17 protein-coding genes, 1 tRNA gene and 1 other RNA gene are annotated in these 16,061 nt (G+C 56.2%); 9 read left to right on the forward strand and 10 right to left on the reverse strand.

Going from position 1 to position 16,061, the window contains the following annotated elements:
- Positions 1-71 precede the first annotated feature (71 nt).
- Complete coding sequence (locus tag AAC632_RS09940) at positions 72-404, forward strand: EthD family reductase (RefSeq protein WP_340296470.1); 333 nt, start codon at positions 72-74, stop codon at positions 402-404.
- A gap of 21 nt (positions 405-425) precedes the next feature.
- Here the strand turns inward: AAC632_RS09940 and AAC632_RS09945 are convergent.
- The 7 genes from AAC632_RS09945 to AAC632_RS09975 form a co-directional block, all read right to left on the reverse strand.
- A tRNA-Ser gene (locus tag AAC632_RS09945) sits at positions 426-515 on the reverse strand.
- A gap of 85 nt (positions 516-600) precedes the next feature.
- Positions 601-1,317 (reverse strand): alanyl-tRNA editing protein, encoded by a 717-nt coding sequence (locus tag AAC632_RS09950; protein WP_340296469.1) that lies wholly within the window; start codon positions 1,315-1,317, stop codon positions 601-603.
- Between the two features lie 8 nt (positions 1,318-1,325).
- Positions 1,326-3,653, reverse strand: coding sequence for a mechanosensitive ion channel family protein (locus AAC632_RS09955; RefSeq protein WP_340296467.1), 2,328 nt, complete (start codon positions 3,651-3,653; stop codon positions 1,326-1,328).
- A gap of 2 nt (positions 3,654-3,655) precedes the next feature.
- Positions 3,656-4,684 carry a cysteine synthase A gene (locus AAC632_RS09960; protein WP_340296465.1) on the reverse strand — a complete coding sequence of 343 codons (1,029 nt, stop codon included), beginning with the start codon at positions 4,682-4,684 and terminating at the stop codon, positions 3,656-3,658.
- 78 nt (positions 4,685-4,762) lie between these two features.
- Positions 4,763-5,869, reverse strand: coding sequence for an NUDIX domain-containing protein (locus tag AAC632_RS09965; protein WP_340296463.1), 1,107 nt, complete (start codon positions 5,867-5,869; stop codon positions 4,763-4,765).
- Between the two features lie 8 nt (positions 5,870-5,877).
- Positions 5,878-7,089, reverse strand: a complete 1,212-nt coding sequence (locus tag AAC632_RS09970) for a cyclopropane-fatty-acyl-phospholipid synthase family protein (protein WP_340296461.1) — start codon at positions 7,087-7,089, stop codon at positions 5,878-5,880.
- 78 nt (positions 7,090-7,167) lie between these two features.
- Positions 7,168-8,583: a cryptochrome/photolyase family protein gene (locus AAC632_RS09975; RefSeq protein WP_340296459.1), complete on the reverse strand. Its 1,416-nt coding sequence runs from the start codon at positions 8,581-8,583 to the stop codon at positions 7,168-7,170.
- A gap of 282 nt (positions 8,584-8,865) precedes the next feature.
- On the opposite strand from AAC632_RS09975, the gene AAC632_RS09980 reads away from it, so the two are divergent.
- The 8 genes from AAC632_RS09980 (at position 8,866) to AAC632_RS10015 (ending at position 14,039) form a co-directional block, all read left to right on the forward strand.
- Positions 8,866-9,909 carry an extracellular solute-binding protein gene (locus AAC632_RS09980; protein WP_340296457.1) on the forward strand — a complete coding sequence of 348 codons (1,044 nt, stop codon included), beginning with the start codon at positions 8,866-8,868 and terminating at the stop codon, positions 9,907-9,909.
- Positions 9,910-10,016: 107 nt separating this feature from the next.
- Positions 10,017-10,370: a transfer-messenger RNA gene (ssrA, locus tag AAC632_RS09985) on the forward strand.
- 113 nt (positions 10,371-10,483) lie between these two features.
- On the forward strand, positions 10,484-10,840 hold the full coding sequence (locus AAC632_RS09990) for a DUF4345 family protein (protein ID WP_340296455.1): 357 nt from the start codon (positions 10,484-10,486) through the stop codon (positions 10,838-10,840).
- Between the two features lie 79 nt (positions 10,841-10,919).
- Positions 10,920-11,417 carry an SspB family protein gene (locus AAC632_RS09995; protein WP_340260528.1) on the forward strand — a complete coding sequence of 166 codons (498 nt, stop codon included), beginning with the start codon at positions 10,920-10,922 and terminating at the stop codon, positions 11,415-11,417.
- A 63-nt stretch (positions 11,418-11,480) separates the two neighbouring features.
- The gene (locus tag AAC632_RS10000) at positions 11,481-12,041 is read left to right on the forward strand and encodes a class I SAM-dependent methyltransferase (RefSeq protein WP_340296453.1); all 561 of its coding nucleotides are present in this window, start codon (positions 11,481-11,483) and stop codon (positions 12,039-12,041) included.
- A gap of 66 nt (positions 12,042-12,107) precedes the next feature.
- A complete protein-coding gene (gene fumC, locus AAC632_RS10005; RefSeq protein ID WP_340296451.1) occupies positions 12,108-13,502 on the forward strand; it encodes a class II fumarate hydratase in 1,395 nt (464 codons plus the stop codon).
- Between the two features lie 112 nt (positions 13,503-13,614).
- Positions 13,615-13,812, forward strand: coding sequence for a DUF4169 family protein (locus AAC632_RS10010; protein ID WP_340296449.1), 198 nt, complete (start codon positions 13,615-13,617; stop codon positions 13,810-13,812).
- Positions 13,809-14,039 (forward strand): ribbon-helix-helix domain-containing protein, encoded by a 231-nt coding sequence (locus AAC632_RS10015; protein ID WP_340251000.1) that lies wholly within the window; start codon positions 13,809-13,811, stop codon positions 14,037-14,039. Before AAC632_RS10010 ends, AAC632_RS10015 begins: the two co-directional genes overlap by 4 nt.
- Here AAC632_RS10015 and AAC632_RS10020 read toward each other — a convergent pair.
- From AAC632_RS10020 to AAC632_RS10030, 3 genes are all read right to left on the reverse strand, one after another.
- Positions 14,021-14,914, reverse strand: coding sequence for a fructose bisphosphate aldolase (locus AAC632_RS10020; protein WP_340296447.1), 894 nt, complete (start codon positions 14,912-14,914; stop codon positions 14,021-14,023). The two genes, AAC632_RS10015 and AAC632_RS10020, sit on opposite strands and share 19 nt — an antisense overlap.
- A gap of 96 nt (positions 14,915-15,010) precedes the next feature.
- Positions 15,011-15,181 carry a hypothetical protein gene (locus tag AAC632_RS10025; RefSeq protein ID WP_340299913.1) on the reverse strand — a complete coding sequence of 57 codons (171 nt, stop codon included), beginning with the start codon at positions 15,179-15,181 and terminating at the stop codon, positions 15,011-15,013.
- A 52-nt stretch (positions 15,182-15,233) separates the two neighbouring features.
- Positions 15,234-15,980, reverse strand: coding sequence for a cytochrome c biogenesis CcdA family protein (locus AAC632_RS10030; protein ID WP_340260520.1), 747 nt, complete (start codon positions 15,978-15,980; stop codon positions 15,234-15,236).
- Positions 15,981-16,061 lie beyond the last annotated feature (81 nt).

The following is a 16,061-nucleotide window of genomic DNA, read 5'->3' on the forward strand; positions in this document are numbered from 1 at the left end:
CCCATTACCCTTGCTTGTGCGCAGGCTTTCGGCAATCCTATCGCTGCAACACATAGAATGGAGCGGGACAGATGTTTGTAAGATGCGCCTTTTTCAAGGGTAAAATCAAGGATGGCATGGAGGCAGACTTCCATAGCCATTGGCGCGAAAATCTTGTGCCGCTTTGGTCAGCCTTTCCCAATCTACAAGAGTTGCGCGTGATGCGTGAAGTGGAAAGCGATGACCCCGACAGCCCCTTCCCGCTTGTGATGGCCATGAAATTCAAAACCCGCGATGACATCGAAGAGGCGCTGAATTCCCCCACAAGATGGCAAAGCAAAGAAGTATCAAAGCGGCTGTTCGAGATGTTTGACGGCCATGTCATTCACACGGTCTTTGCCGCCGATCAGTTTGATCCGATGTAAGCAGCTCATCAAAGGGTGGGGTGGCGGACAGACAGGGATTCGAACCCTGGAGACGGTTTCCCGCCTACACGCGTTCCAGGCGTGCGCCTTCGACCACTCGGCCACCTGTCCGTGAGGGGTCTCCTATAGGATTTCACCCCCTTTGTGCAACCCGTGAATTGACATCCCCCGCAGAGAATTTCGCCGTGGCACGAGTTTAGGCAAACCCGATGCTGACGCGGCGGTTTTGGCGGCCTTTGTTTTCGATTTTAAGGATCTCTAATTTGCCGATCTCGCCTGTGCGCGCAACATGGGTGCCGCCGCAAGGTTGCTGGTCAATCTGCGCAGCCCCCTCACCGATTTGCACAAGACGAATACGGCCCGCGCCGCGCGGAGGTTTGACCGAGAGGGTTTTGACCATCTCAGGCTTTGCGTCCAATTCCGCCTCGGTGATCCAGTGCTGTGTTACGGGCAGGTTGCGATCAACCAATGCGTTAAGTTGACCTTGCAGGATCATACGCTCAGGCAAACTATCGGGAATGTCGAAATCAAGCCGCCCACGTTCTGCGCCAATCGCCCCGCCTGTCACCCCATAGGACAGAACAACAGACAAAAGATGCAAGGCGGTGTGCATGCGCATATGGTTAAAGCGGCGCGCCCAATCAAGACGCTGCTCAACCGCCGCGCCAGATTTTGGCAGGGCCACGGGTTCGGCAGGCAAGAGAACGACATCCCCGCCCTCGCCCTTCATCGTGGTGGCGATGGAGATGCGCCCGCCCTCGTAATCCAACCACCCGCTATCGCCCGGCTGTCCGCCCCCTTGGGCATAGAAAATGGTTTGATCCAAGATAATCCCACCTGCATCCGTCAGCCCCTTAACTGTCGCAGGCGCAGTTTTGCGATAGGCATCTTCCAGGAATAAAAGCTCACTCATACCAGCACTCAAGATTTAGGGGCGGCAAGCGCCTCGGGGTTGCGCAGCCACAAATCACGCTGTGCGAATGGGATTTCGATACCTGCCTCGCGGAACCTGCGCAGCAGTTCAAGGTTCATCTCGGATTTCACCGACAATAGGAAATTGACATCTCGCAGGATCGCGCGAATTTCAAATTCCAACGCATCTGCCCCAAAATTTACCATCAAGATGGTTGGTTTTGGTTTCAAGATCACCATCGGATGCGCCTCGGCCACCTCGGCCATGATTTTCATCACAAGCTGCGGGTCGCTGTCATAGGCCACCCCAACGGGCAAAATCAGGCGGCCTGTGTCGGAGGAGTGGGTCATATTGGTGACCACCCCCGCAATCAAATCGGCATTCGGCACAATCAAATCGGAACGATCAAAGGTTTCAATGCGGGTCGAGCGCACAGAGATTTCACGCACATACCCCATCTGGCCATTGACCTCGATCCAATCACCCTCTTTGAACGGGCGCTCGATCAACAAAATAATCCCTGAGACGAAATTGGACACGATTGTTTGCAGGCCAAAACCGATACCGACCGACAGCGCACCAGCCACAATCGCAAGGGAGGACAGATCAATTCCTGCCGAGGTGATGGCAAAAAGTGCGGCCAAGAAAATGCCAACATAGCCCGTTCCCGCCAAAATCGCGCTCTGACCGCCTTGGTCGATTTGGGTTTTTGGCAGAAGGTTATAGCGCAGCGTGCTTTGAAGCGCGCGGGTTGCCGTATAGCCAATCGCAAAGACAATCGCGAAAATCAGGAAATTGCGAGGCGAAATCGTCACGCCGCCAATGGTGAACCCCGAGACAATCTGCGCCCAAATGTCAGATAATTGCGCGGGCCGCACCCCCCAGATCAGGGCAAAGGCGGGTAAGGAGGCCAAGACCAAGATAAACCCGATCAAGGTCGGGGTCAGGGCCTCGTCCAACCCCTCGCTGCGGCGGGTTAAGGCCCCGTAGGCATCAGTCACCACCCGCTGCAAGATGCCGAGAACCGCAAGCAAAGATAGGCTGAACAACATCGGCAAAAGGAAGGACGATCCTGCGGTGAAATACCCGACCCCTGCCAAAATCGGCCCCAAAAGACCAAGCGCCATGACCGCCAAAGACAGCGCGCGTGTCATGCGCAGCATCAGGGGGCGCGCGCCGTCCAACTGGGCTGAATTTTTGACATGAACGGCCAACAGACGGCCCAATTGCCACATCATCACACCCGCCAAGACCACGATTGGGAAACTGATCACCAATCGGTCTGCGGAAGTGAAATTTTCGGTTTGTGCGACCTGCCCCACCAAAAGCCACAGCCCCACAATCACCCCCAAAACCCGCGCCAAGCGGCGGCCTGTTGCGCGTGTCGCCTCGTCTAGGCGCAGAAGGGGGCGGTTGGCCTCATCGAGGGGGAAAACCTGCCGCCCAAGCCAAATCGCCGCCATAAAGCTGAGCGCCATCGGGGCGGCCATTTGCACCAACACCGCCGCGCGAAACCCGACCATGCCCGAGATCTGCACCGCATAGGCCAAGGCCCAAACCCCAATGACGGGCATGGCATTATGCAAAAGTGACAGACCAAACAGGGCAAGCCGCGCTGTGGGGGTTGGGCTTGGGCTGTGGTGCGTTTCCATCCACCGCCCCACAAAGCACCTGCCACGGGTCAAAAGAACAAGCCCCACAATCACAAAAATCGCCACAAGCGGCAGGTTCGCCCCAAGGGCGGATATCTGCGCAGGCGCCAGTGAGTAGGTTACGACCTCCTGCCCTACGGCAAAAGCAAAGCCAAGCAGTGTTGCAACCGCACTGGGCCAATTGGCGGGGTTAATCGGGGCGGGTTCAAGCTGCAACAATGCGCCTGCCTGACGGGCGGCGATTTGCGCATCAATTTCCCCGATGAGGCCTTGCGCCTCGCGATAGGCCGCCTCCGCGCGCCGCGCGGGTGCCTCTGCATCAGTCAGGCGTTGGGTCAAATCCGCGCGTTGTGCGGCAATCGCCGCAGGCTCGACCTCCCCTTCTGCGGGGACAGGGCCAAGGGCCGTGATCTGTTCGCGCAATGTTGCGATGCGACTGGCATTGATATCTTGCGCGTCCAAAAACACCGTGCGCCACGTGACGATCTCAGCGCGCACCGCCTCAAGCATCGAGGTTGACGCGCGATCCCCGTCAATCATCACCTGCGCGCGCGCGCTCAGTTGTGACCACGCGGTGTAATCGGGCGGGTCTTGCGCCAAAACCTCGGCTGTGAGGCTAAGCCACAAGACCGCAAAAGCGATCAAAAGCCGCGTCAGGGTCAAACTTGGTCGTGCGAATGTCATCATTACTCAAATACCACGGGCAAATCCGCCGCGCCGCAGTCAAGCCACGCGGGCACGGGCAAGCCCTTTTCACGCAGGAATTCAGGGTTGTACAGCTTTGATTGATAGCGGGTGCCATAGTCGCACAAAATGGTCACGATGGTATGACCCCGCCCCATCTCGCGCGCCATGTTAACCGCGCCTGCGATATTCACCCCTGATGAGCCACCAAGGCACAAGCCCTCCGTGCTGAGCAAATCAAACACGATCGGCAGCGCCTCTTGATCCGAGATGCGATAGGCGCAATCCGGCGTGAACCCATCTAAATTCGCAGTAATGCGCCCCTGCCCGATCCCTTCGGCGATCGAGGTTCCTGGCGCGTCAAAGGTTCCATTGGTGTAAAAGCTATAAAGCGCGGCCCCTTCAGGATCAGCCAAACCGATGCGCACGCCTTTGGGTTGCAGCGCGGCACCAACCCCCGCCAATGTGCCGCCGGAACCGACCGCGCAGATGAACCCATCCACCTTTCCCGCGGTCTGTTCCCAAATCTCGGGGCCTGTTGTCTCAATGTGCGCCTGACGATTGGCGGTATTGTCAAACTGATTGGCCCAAATCGCCCCATTAGGTTCGGATTTTGCAAGTTCAGCCGCCAAACGCCCCGAATAGCGCACATAATTATTCGGATTTTTATAGGGTGCCGCAGGCACTTGCACCAATTCGGCGCCTGCCAAACGCAGCATGTCTTTCTTTTCTTGGCTTTGCGTTTCGGGGATCACGATCACAGTGCGAAACCCCAGCGAGGCCCCGACAAGCGCAAGACCAATGCCCGTATTGCCCGCCGTGCCCTCAACAATCGTGCCGCCGGGCTTGAGATCACCGCGCGCAATGGCATCGCGGATGATGTAAAGCGCTGCGCGATCCTTGACCGACTGGCCGGGATTCATGAATTCCGCTTTGCCCAAAATCTCGCACCCAGTCTCATCGCTGACCTTGTTCAGACGGATCAGGGGCGTCTTGCCAATCGCTGCAGAAAGATCGGAATAAATGGTCATAGCGCGCCCTTTTTGGCAGAATTCTTTGCTTTCTCAAGGGATAGGTGGGATGGGGCGATAACTCAAGGGGCGTTGGCGCTATTGTGAGGGCCAGCCCCGCTCGGCACGCATGCGATCAAGCGCCATTAAGGATAGCAAAAGCGGCGCGTTGCTCAGGCGCGCCTCCCGCACAAGGCGAAAGGCTTCATCAAAGGGTAAGGTTAAGGCGCGAATATCCTCTCCTTCGGCCAACAGGCCATGGGTGCTGTCATAATCCTGCGCCAAATCAGCAAGCCCGATGTAAGAAATCAGGATTTGCGCAACCGCCCCTTGGCTTGGGTAATACCGCCCGATGAGATGCAGCGCGTGCAGCGCAACCCCTGCTTCCTCGCGGGCTTCGCGCTGCGCAGTCTGCTCATAGGTTTCGCCCTCGTCACATATGCCCGCCACAGTCTCATGCAGCCATGGGTTTGGATCACCTTGAACCACCGCGGCAGGGCGGAATTGTTCAATCAAAAGCACCAAGTCCCGCTTGGGATCATAAGGCAGCACAGTGACAGCTTCGCCAAGATCAAGGATCAAACGCCCCGCAGGATCAGACAGGCTGCCATCAAATCGTTGATAGGATGCTGCAATGTCGATTAAATTAAAAAATCCATTATAAACAATGTTTTGATGAGCGATGCTCATGTTTCTCTTGGGGATCTTGCCCACGGGCGGATGATCGCCCGCACGCAGATGGGCCTGCGCCCTTGCGCGAATAATCGGCAGGCGGGCGGCAACGACCTTGGCCGTTTCAATGCCATATGACGACATGATATCTTGCGCGGCCAAACGGGTGAGTGCGCCATGTGCCACAGCCCAAGTTGCAGGATCAAAGACCCCACCTTTCGGCCAAGACCCACCTTCAGGTGGCAGATAAATCTGCAGCGGTCGCGCCTCATGGGAAATGGTTTTGCGGGAATATCCGAACACATCCTCATAAAAATCAATCCGTGCGAGATCGCCCGCATCCAACCCTTGCAAAATTTCTATCTCGCAGTCCGCTCCGCCCTCGGGCCAGATCATGGGATAATGCTGTCCTGCAACCATCGCCACACGATAGCCAGAGAGACGGGCAGATGGCATCTCGCCCCCTGCCCGCCCCAAGACAATCTTGAGGATATCAGGATCACGCAGCGTGCCGTAAAGCGCGAGATCAGTCATACTATCCCTCAGCTTGGCTTGCGCACCGTGATTTGGGTCACATCGCAATTGCGGAAATGAAAGGTTGCGGCACAAGAGGTTAGATAAAAATTCCACATCCTGCGGAAGCGATCATCAAACCCAAGGGCGGCCACCTCATCCCAACGATCGTTGAAAGTGTCACACCAACGCCGCAAGGTCTGGCTATAGCTTTCGCCAAATTCAATTGAACCGGCCACCTCAAGCCCTGCTTTTTGCACTTCTTCGCGCAAAACAACGGGCGATGGCAGCATACCACCGGGAAAGATATATTTCTGAATGAAATCGACCGTATTGCGGTAAATCTGCCAACGGCGATGCTGAACGGTAATAATTTGCAAAGTCGCCTGTTTGCCAGGTTTTAGGCGATCTCGCAGCGCTTTGAAATAGACGGGCCAATATTTCTCGCCAACCGCCTCGAACATTTCAATAGAGACGATCCCATCATAAACACCCGTTTCATCGCGGTAATCTTGCATCTTGATCTCAACCTGATTAGACAGGCCCGCGCGGGCAATCCGATCAACCGCGTAATCATGCTGCTCGCGCGATATGGTTAGGCCCGTAACCTTAAGTCCGCGTTCGCGCGCGGCATATTCGGCAAACCCACCCCATCCACAGCCGATTTCCAAAACATGATCCCCAGGGTGTGCGCCCATCTGATCCACCATCGAGGCGTATTTGGCGATCTGCGCGGCCTCAAGGCTTTCTTGGCCTGTTTGGAACAAGGCCGAGGAATAGGTCATCGTGTCATCAAGCCACAATTTGTAGAAATCATTGCCCAGATCATAGTGATAAGAGATATTTTTGCGCGCCTGAGATTTGGAATTGCTTTGCAGCCAAAACCGAAAGCGCTCGTAGGCGCGGGCGATTTTGAGACCCAAAAAACCATCATAGATATCGTCATTGCCCGCGTGAACCAGATCTAGAAAGGCTTGCAGGTCAGGGGTTGACCACCACCCATCCAAATAGGCCTCGCAAAACCCAAGATCCCCTTCGCGGATCAGGCGCGCAAACACATCCACATTGTGAATGTGAATTTCAGCAACAGGCCCCTGCCCAGCCCCTTCGGCACGGAAGATGCGACCATCGGGCAGAACCATATCCAAACGACCGTTTTTCATGTCCACAGATTTGGCAAAAACCGCCTCAAAATAGCGCGGTAGGTTTGGTTCACCTTTGGTGGTTGTTTTTATTGTCATCATTCCCCCTGACATTGTCAGCCAGTTTCGCCTCAAACCTGTGCAGGCTCAAGCGAATTCATCTCATCGTTGCATGTGTTAAGAATTTCGCGCGCTATATGCAGCAAGCGCCCGCGCGCGCCCCTCGGCCAGATCCACAGTGGGTCGGGTGGGATAGCCCATTTTAGGCTGCAAATTCCACGACCGCGGTGCGGCTTCAAAGAAATCAAGCGCGGTTTGCGGTGCAGGGTTTGACAGTTCGGCAATCCAGCGCGCCCGATACCGCCCGTGCTTGTCGAATTTTTCGCCTTGGGTTTCTGGGTTGAAGATGCGGAAATAAGGGGCCGCATCAGGGCCAGAGCCCGCAACCCATTGCCACCCCATCGCATTGGCGGCGGGATCCCAATCAATCAGGCAATCGGCGAACCAATCAAGGCCAATTTTCCAATGGCACATCATATGTTTGGTTAGATAGGACCCCACCAACATCCGCGCGCGATTGTGCATGCGCCCCGTCACATACAGCTCGCGCATCGCAGCATCGATCACTTGAATGCCCGTCCGCCCCTGTTTCCACGCCAGAACCTGCGGGGCATGCGGGTCGGTGGCCCATGGGAAACTGTCCCAGTCAGGGCGCCAATTCTCAGTCGCAATCTGGGGCGAGTGATACAGAAGATGATAGGCGAATTCGCGCCAAACCAATTCCTTCACAAAATGCTCGGCCCCCGCCGCACCATGGCGATGTGCCTCCCACCCCATATGCCAAATCTCGCGCGGGCTGATTTCTCCAAGCGAGAGATGCTCGGACAGGTTAGAACAGGCGTCTTGATCGAGAAAATCACGCTTGTCCTTATAAGCGCCCACCTTGTGATCGAGAAATTGCGCCAGACGGGTTTGGGCGGCCTCTGCCCCGATTTGTGCATAGCGCGCCAAAACCTCGGCGCCACCGCGCATTTGCGGCGCAAGGTTCAGATCCTCGGCCGATAGGCTGTCAAGCGCATGATCGACCCCGCGCAAGGCTGGCACAGGCAAGGGGCGCGCCACATCACGCCCCATCACCGCGCGCCAATAGGGGGTATAGACGCGGTAAAACCCGCCCTGCCCTGTTTGCACTTCCCATGGCTCGAACAGGAGATGGCCATTATGGCTCTGCGCAGCGATGCCTTGATCACGCAACGCGATCTTGATGGCGCTGTCGCGCGCGCGGGCATGGGGGTCATAGAGCCTGTTCCAATGCACCGCCTTGGCCCCAGTCGTGGCCACAAGATCCGCCAAGACCGCATCAGCCGCCCCTTTGCGGATCACCAGATCAAGACCGTGGGCGCGATAGGCGTGGGCCAAGGCGCGCAGCCCTATTTCATAGCGCCAACGGGAGGCCGCGCCCATCTGATCAACGCTGTCATCCAAAACCACAACGGGGATCACAGGCCCCATGGCGGCGGCGGCCACAAGCGCTGGATTATCGCTGAGGCGAAAATCACGGCGGATCCAATATAGGACAGGCGCGTCTGTCATGGCCCCTCTTTATTATCTTCGGCCGCTGGCGCGATTGGCCTTGGCATTTCCTGTTTTGGGGCGGTGTCACAAGGCCCAACCCAATCTTTTGGGTGCAAGCTAGTGCAGCATCTGGCGGGTCAAGGTATGGGGGGTAAAATCTCGGGTCACAAACTGCTTAATGCTTTGGCGCTTGCCCGATCCCAAAGCGCGAATTTCGCGAATCCTCTTGCGTGATGGTTGGCTTCGCCCTAGCGTCCGTTGCGATTTTTCCCTTAACTCACAGGATCGGGATTGCTGCTTATGACCAAGAAAATGCTCTTTAGCACTTTTGCACTGATGGCGATGTCTGGTTTGGCCCTCGCCCAAGATAGCGAATTGACCGTGTTCGATTATTCGGGCTTTGAAGAACCCGGCTACCACCAACCCTATATCGACCAACATGGCGCAAGCCCCAGCTTTGTGTTCTTCGGGGATGAAGATGAAGCGTTTCAGCGTCTGGTCTCTGGGTTCAAATCCGATGTGACCCATATCTGCGCAGGCTCCGTGCCGCGTTGGCAAGAGTCGGGCATCATTGAACCATGGGATCAGAACCGCATCGCGGCCTTCAATGATCTGGACGCAAGCCTTGTGGGCCAAAATGTGCTTGCGGGCACGTCTGAATTGTTCTTCCTGCCCACCGATTACGGCACAACTGCGATCACCTATAACACCGAAGAGGTGACCGCTGAACAGGTGGCCTCCGTGCAGGTCTTTACTGATCCCGCCTTCGCGGGCCGCTTGTCGATCCCTGACAATGTCGATGACGCCTATGCGTTGGCCTATCTCGCCACGGGCGTGACCGATTGGACCAAAGCCACCGATGCCGAGTTTGAGGCGGCCACCGAATGGCTGCGTTCGATTCACGAAAACCTGCGCACCTATTGGACCGACCCCGCCGAATTGGGCCAGTTGATGGCATCGGGCGAGGTTCTGGTGGCTTGGGCTTGGAACGAGGTGCCCGTGGCATTGGCCGATGAGGGCTTCCCCGTTGGCTTCGCGCGCAACACGGTCGAGGGCACATCTGTCTGGCTCTGCGGCTATGTGAATATGGCCGATGCACCAGGGTCAGAGGACAAGGCCTATGACTTCGTCAACGCGATGCAGTCCGAGGTGTCAGCACAGCCCCTGCTTGATGGCGGCTTTGGCACCGCCAATAGCGCGGCCCTTGCCGCCCTTGGCGCAGAAACGCTCGAGGCCAATGGCTTGGGCGAAGTGACCGTGCCCGTTCTGGCACAGCTGCCCATCAGCAACGACCGCCGCGAGGCACAGGCCGAGGCCTTTGTGCGGATCAAAGCAGGCTTCTGATTTAGGTCAGAAGGTGGAAACGAGACGAGCGCCCGAAAGGGCGCTCGTTTTGCGTTTGGGGGGGCGTGGGACGGACGCTAATCGAACCAACCATTAGAAGGCTGCCCCCCCTTCCCATCCGCCCCCACAGCGCCTATATTCCCCCTGTCCCCTTCGCGGGGCTATGGACATAAACGCGCTCGTAATAAGCGGATCGGACCCGGGGGCGGTACCCGGCGGCTCCACCATACCCCGTCATTTGCGGATCATGGGGCCGAAATAGGATCGACGAACGTCTAAAGGGGTTAGCTTTGTCTCGGTGAGATACCACCGTTATCGGTTCAAATCGTACAGTTGCAAATGACAACCGTGCTCCGGCAATGGCTCTGGCTGCGTAAGCAGTTCGGGTCGCCGAAACTAAGCCCTTGCGCCTAGCCGCGTAAGGCGGGGTCCGCAGGCACCTGGCAACAGAAGCCTGCACTTCCCCCGATTGCCACCTAAATCGCGAAAAAGATTTTCTTGCAGATGCAAGGAAAAGTGATCCAATCCCCTGTTCCGGCCGAATAAGACGAAAGACAAGGCTTGGAAGGGTCAGATGGGCATCGTTGATATTCTAAATTTCGCGGCGGGCGCGATCACCATCGCCCTTGGCGCGCTTGGGTGGTTGGCCACGCGTTGGACGATGGATGTGCTTGATATGCGCGCAGGCCCCACCAATATGGCCTATACCGAAGTCTCTGCCGCCTCGGGCTGTTTGTTTGTGGGCCTTGGTCTGGGCGCGATCTTCATCAATGACCCGCTGGCATGGGTTGTGGTGGGATTGGCCTATGCGGGGGCGGCGCTTGGTCGGATCACCTCGATCCTGCGCGACAAGGCGTGGTCGCGTCAAAGCCTGACCTTTTTTGGCTGCGAGGCGGGATTGGCCGCGTGGTTGATCCTCGCAAACAGCTGAGGCGTGGGCCAAAACCGCGCTTTCTTTCCGTTCCGAATCTTCTATGCTTGGGTCTGCAGATGCAGCAAAGGCAATGATGATGAGTTCGAGTTCCAACGCCTCTATCCCCTATGGTCGCTTGATGCATCACGCGATGCGCAAGCTGATCCAGACTGTACTAGAGGATGTTGCGGATAACGGCCTGCCTGGGAACCATCATTTCTTTATCACCTTCTCCACGGGCCATCCTGATGTGGAAATGGCCGATTGGCTGCGCGAGCGCTATGACGCGGAAATGACCATTGTGATCCAACATTGGTATGACGCGCTTGAGGTGGATGAGGACGGGTTTTCCATCGTTCTGAATTTTGGCGACAACCCCGAGGCGCTGCGCGTGCCTTTTGACGCGATTGTCACCTTTGTTGATCCTTCGGTTGAATTTGGTCTGCGGTTTGAATCGGTGGAAGCCGAAGATGACACCCCTGATCCAGACACCCCCGCCGAGGATGACCCCGTCACAGACCCCGACCTCGCCCCGAAAGGGGCCAAAGCGCAGGGCGAAGTGGTATCTTTGGATAGGTTCAGAAAAAATACCTGAAATTTGTGGGAATTCCGCATATTCGACATAAATAAATTACAATAACCCTGCATCGGATGCGGTATGAACAAGGATCTGCGCCTATTCCTCTCTCAGATTGTGTCAAAACCCCATCAGGTTGTGGCATTGGCCCCCTCATCGGCGGCGCTGTGCCAAGAGATGGTTGCAGGTCTTGATCCCAATAAAGGCCCCGTGATCGAATTGGGCCCAGGCACGGGCAATATCACCCGCGCCATTTTGGGCCGTGGCATTGCCCCGCAGATGCTGCATTCGGTTGAGATGAACCCCAACTTTTGCACCCATCTGCGCGAGAGTTTTGCAGGGGTGAATGTCCATCACATGAGCGCCTGTGATCTCGACAGATTAGGGTTAAACAATGTGCAGGCCGTGATCTCGGGCCTGCCGCTCCTGTCGATGCCCATTGGGGTGCAGCGCGATATTATCAAAGGCAGTTTCAACAGCCTCGCGCGCGAGGGCAGCTTTGTGCAATTCACCTATGGGCCAAACCCTTCGGTGAATGCCGATCTGCGCAAAGAGATGGCCCTGTCATGGACACGCAGCGATAAGATTTGGCGCAACCTGCCCCCTGCCCGCGTCTATCGCTTTACGCGGCCGATGCACTAAATTCCCCGTTGCGATTAAGCAGCGCAGGCCCTATTTGGTATGCAACAGCATACTGGAGGATCTTTGATGACCCAAACCCGCACCGAATCCGATAGTTTTGGCCCGTTGGAGGTTCCTGCCGACCGCTATTGGGGCGCGCAGACACAGCGCAGCTTAATTAACTTCCCCATTGGGTGGGAGAAACAGCCCGTTGCCATCGTGCGCGCCCTTGGGGTGATCAAACGCGCCTGTGCCGAGGCGAATAAGGCAAGCGGCAAACTGCCCGCGAACTTGGCCGATGCCATGATCACCGCTGCGCAAGAGGTGATCGATGGCAAGCTTGATGATCATTTCCCCCTTGTGGTGTGGCAAACAGGCTCTGGCACGCAATCCAACATGAACGCGAATGAGGTAATCTCGAACCGCGCGATTGAAATTTTGGGCGGTGTGATCGGCTCGAAAACCCCCGTTCACCCCAATGACCATTGCAATATGGGGCAATCGTCTAACGACACTTTCCCCACCGCCATGCATATCGCCGCCGCAATGACCGCGCGCGATGTGTTGCTGCCTGGCCTCGACAAACTGGCCACCGCCCTTGAGGCGAAGGCCAAGGAGTTCAGAGGCATTATCAAGATTGGCCGCACCCATACCCAAGATGCGACCCCGCTGACCTTGGGGCAAGAATTCTCGGGCTATGCGCAGCAAATGCGCAATGGAATTGCCCGTATCGAAATGGCCCTGCCGGGCATTTACGAATTGGCGCAGGGCGGCACAGCGGTTGGCACTGGCCTGAACACAGATAAAGGCTGGGACACCACCGTTGCGGCCAACATGGCGCGGATCACGGGCCTGCCCTTCATCACCGCGCCCAATAAATTCGAAGCCTTGGCCGCGCATGATGCGATGGTCTTTATGTCGGGCGCGATTAAAACAACGGCGATGGCCGCCTATAAGATCGCCAATGATATGCGCTTCTTGGGCTCTGGCCCGCGATCGGGCCTTGGGGAATTGATCCTGCCCGAAAATGAACCAGGCAGCTCAATCATGCCCGGCAAAGTGAACCCAACACAGGCCGAGGCGATGACACAGGTCTGCGCCCATATCTTGGGCAATGATGCCGCGATTTCCTTTGCGGGCAGCCAAGGCCATTTTGAATTGAACGTCTATAACCCGATGATGGCCTATAACCTGCTACAATCCATGCAGCTGTTGGGGGATGCTTCAGATAGCTTTACCGAGCGTATGCTGAAAGACACACAGGCCAATGTCGAACGGATCGAAAAACTAATGCGCGAAAGCCTGATGTTGGTCACCGCTCTTGCGCCCACGATCGGTTATGACAATGCCACCAAAGTTGCGAAAACTGCGCATAAAAATGGCACCACCTTGCGCGAAGAGGCCATCAATCTGGGCTTTGTCGATGGCGAAACCTTTGACCGCGTGGTGCGGCCCGAAGATATGATTGGCCCAAAAGGCTAATCACTGCTGCATTTTCATCACGGATGATGGGGTGCCTCTTGCAGGCACCCCATTTTTCTTGCCAAATCACTGATGAAACCGCCAGATAGCCACCTTGCAAAGAGTGACAAGTATGAGCCAGATCATCAATCTACGCCGCGCGCGCAAGGAAAAACAACGCATGAAGAATCGTGAACAGGCATCTAAAAATGCTGTAAAATTTGGTCAATCAAAGGCTGAGAAATTACTCGCCGCCACGCGCGAGGCGCGTCTTCGCGAAGTGTTGGATCAGCATAAACTGACCCCCGATTCAGAATATGATGCAGAATGACTGACCGCCCCAAAAAGCATTCCCTCACCTTGCGCGGGCATCGCAGCTCCGTCTCATTGGAGGATCCATTTTGGGAGGAATTCTGCGCTATTGCCGCTGCGCGCGGGCAGTCAGTGAATGCCCTAGCCGCAGAAATAGACGAGGCCCGTGGATTATCCTCGGGCCTTGCCACGGCGATTAGGTTATTTGTCCTAAAAGAATTGCGCGCTCAAAGAGACGCGCGGTAAATCTTATCAATATTCGCCCCAAGTGCCGCGTTAAATTCGGCATCAGATTGCGCCACATTTAAGCCTTCGGTCAGGGCACGGCTAAAGCTTGCTATCATTTTTGGGTTTTGCGACAGGCGCGCACAAGCGTCATCTGTGCTATAGCCCCCCGACAGGGCCACCACCCGCAAGACACAGGGGTGATCGGCCAAACCATCATAAAGCCCTGCTTCATTTGGAATGGTCAGCTTGAGCATCACCTCATGGCCAACGGCCAGTTGATCCAAATAGCGGGCAATGGCATCGCGTAATAGGGTTTCCGCCTCGGATTTGGTATCCGCGTGAATATTCACTTCTGGCTCAATAATCGGCACCAACCCTGCTGCGCAGACCTCTGCCGCAAGATCGAATTGCTGCGCCACGACCGCCTCGATGCCACCAGCATTGGCGGCATGGATGACCGAGCGTTCCTTGGTGCCAAAGACGCCAAAGGCGCGCGCATCTGACAAAAGCGCCGTTAAGCCCGAAATCGGTTTAAGAAGCTGCACATCATCGCGCGTCTCTTCCAAGCCTTTGTCGATTTTCAAAAACGGCACAACGCCCTTATCGCGCCACAGAAGTTCTGCCACAGGCGTGCCGTTGATCGTGTCGCGCATGGTGCGCTCGAACAGGATAGCGCCTAGAATTTTCTCGGCGGTGAAATCGCGCGCCATAATGATCCGAGCGCGCATCTGATGCATCAGCGCAAACATTTCCGCCTCGCTGCTATAAGCATCTTCCGTGATGCCATAAAGCGCCAGCGCCTTCGGGGTGGAGCCGCCCGATTGATCCAAAGCGGCGATAAAACCTGCATCCGTCATGATGCGCGTGCGCATGTCTCGGAACATATCAAACATCGTAAAATCACCTTTTTCTAGCTGCGCCTTTTTTTGTGGCTGCATACGCCAATAAAACAAGGCTGCATAGGGGCATGGGCGATGTTATCGCTACCGTTAGCGCTGCGTGATGTTTAGCCAAATCCCATTGGCGGCGCGCAGGGTGAGATGGGCCTGTTTCGCGGCCTCGCGGCGATACCGTTCGCGCAAGGCGCGTGGCGGCGCAGGGTCAAACCCTGGCACAAAGAACACCGCCCTATGGCGCATGATATGACCCACCCGATCCATGCGGCCAGACTATCGCCGAAAGAGTGGAAATTGCTATATGAAAAAGGAATCTTTAACCAAGCGCACCAAGGGCTGGGAAATTCTCTAAAAGCCAGAAAGAAAAGGCGGAAAACGCACCTGTCAAAAGGGCAAGCCCCACGACACTCAAAAGCGCCCCCATCAGCCGCTCGATCAGCTTCATATGGCGCTTGAGCCGCGCCATGACCCCCATCGCACGCTCAAGAAACAGCGCGCTTAGCAAGAACGGTATCCCCAATCCCGCGGCATATACCCCAAGTAAAATTGTGCCGCGTGCGAGACTGGCCTCATTCGCGGCTAAGGTCAGGATCACCCCAAGCTGCGGGCCGATGCACGGCGTCCAGCCAAAGGCAAAAGCCAAGCCCAAAACATAGGCCCCAAGCGCAGATCCGCCCCGATCACCCGCATCAAGCCGTGCTTCGCGATCCAACATCGGGATACGGAAAACCCCTAAAAAATGGAGGCCAAAAACGATGATCACCGCGCCCGAGATACGGGACAAAAGAATTTGGTTTTGCAGAAAAAACTGGCCGAAAATTGAGGCGGTAAAACCCAAGAATAGAAACACGGTCGAAAGGCCCAGAACAAAAAACAAGGCCGCAAGAACCGCACGATTGCGTCCCCGCCCCTTAGCCTCGTCTAGGCTGATCCCGCCCATATAGGCCAGATAAGGTGGAACAATTGGCAATACACAAGGGCTAAGAAAACTCAGCACCCCTGCGGTTAACGCCACTAGGATCGCGGGCAAAAGCGATGCGTCATATAGATCGATTCCGAACATAAGTTTGGCTTTAGGGCATTTTTGCCGCTGCGTCACCTATGGCCACTCTGCGCAGGAGATCACATTCTTGTGGACGGCAGG

The sequence above is a fragment of the Roseobacter sp. HKCC-CH-9351 genome (assembly GCF_037830295.1).
Taxonomy (GTDB): domain Bacteria; phylum Pseudomonadota; class Alphaproteobacteria; order Rhodobacterales; family Rhodobacteraceae; genus M30B80.

Excerpts from the sequence above, each read along its gene's own strand:
- AAC632_RS10000 (WP_340296453.1), top strand. The coding sequence starts at position 11,481 with ATGAACAAGGATCTGCGCCTATTCCTCTCTCAGATTGTGTCAAAACCC.
- AAC632_RS10020 (WP_340296447.1), bottom strand. The coding sequence starts at position 14,914 with ATGTTTGATATGTTCCGAGACATGCGCACGCGCATCATGACGGATGCA.
- AAC632_RS09980 (WP_340296457.1), top strand. The coding sequence starts at position 8,866 with ATGACCAAGAAAATGCTCTTTAGCACTTTTGCACTGATGGCGATGTCT.
- AAC632_RS09970 (WP_340296461.1), bottom strand. The coding sequence starts at position 7,089 with ATGACAATAAAAACAACCACCAAAGGTGAACCAAACCTACCGCGCTAT.
- AAC632_RS10010 (WP_340296449.1), top strand. The coding sequence starts at position 13,615 with ATGAGCCAGATCATCAATCTACGCCGCGCGCGCAAGGAAAAACAACGC.
- AAC632_RS10015 (WP_340251000.1), top strand. The coding sequence starts at position 13,809 with ATGACTGACCGCCCCAAAAAGCATTCCCTCACCTTGCGCGGGCATCGC.
- AAC632_RS10030 (WP_340260520.1), bottom strand. The coding sequence starts at position 15,980 with ATGTTCGGAATCGATCTATATGACGCATCGCTTTTGCCCGCGATCCTA.
- fumC (WP_340296451.1), top strand. The coding sequence starts at position 12,108 with ATGACCCAAACCCGCACCGAATCCGATAGTTTTGGCCCGTTGGAGGTT.
- AAC632_RS09965 (WP_340296463.1), bottom strand. The coding sequence starts at position 5,869 with ATGACTGATCTCGCGCTTTACGGCACGCTGCGTGATCCTGATATCCTC.
- AAC632_RS09950 (WP_340296469.1), bottom strand. The coding sequence starts at position 1,317 with ATGAGTGAGCTTTTATTCCTGGAAGATGCCTATCGCAAAACTGCGCCT.
- AAC632_RS09990 (WP_340296455.1), top strand. The coding sequence starts at position 10,484 with ATGGGCATCGTTGATATTCTAAATTTCGCGGCGGGCGCGATCACCATC.
- AAC632_RS09955 (WP_340296467.1), bottom strand. The coding sequence starts at position 3,653 with ATGACATTCGCACGACCAAGTTTGACCCTGACGCGGCTTTTGATCGCT.
- AAC632_RS09940 (WP_340296470.1), top strand. The coding sequence starts at position 72 with ATGTTTGTAAGATGCGCCTTTTTCAAGGGTAAAATCAAGGATGGCATG.
- AAC632_RS09975 (WP_340296459.1), bottom strand. The coding sequence starts at position 8,583 with ATGACAGACGCGCCTGTCCTATATTGGATCCGCCGTGATTTTCGCCTC.
- AAC632_RS10025 (WP_340299913.1), bottom strand. The coding sequence starts at position 15,181 with ATGGATCGGGTGGGTCATATCATGCGCCATAGGGCGGTGTTCTTTGTG.
- AAC632_RS09995 (WP_340260528.1), top strand. The coding sequence starts at position 10,920 with ATGAGTTCGAGTTCCAACGCCTCTATCCCCTATGGTCGCTTGATGCAT.
- AAC632_RS09960 (WP_340296465.1), bottom strand. The coding sequence starts at position 4,684 with ATGACCATTTATTCCGATCTTTCTGCAGCGATTGGCAAGACGCCCCTG.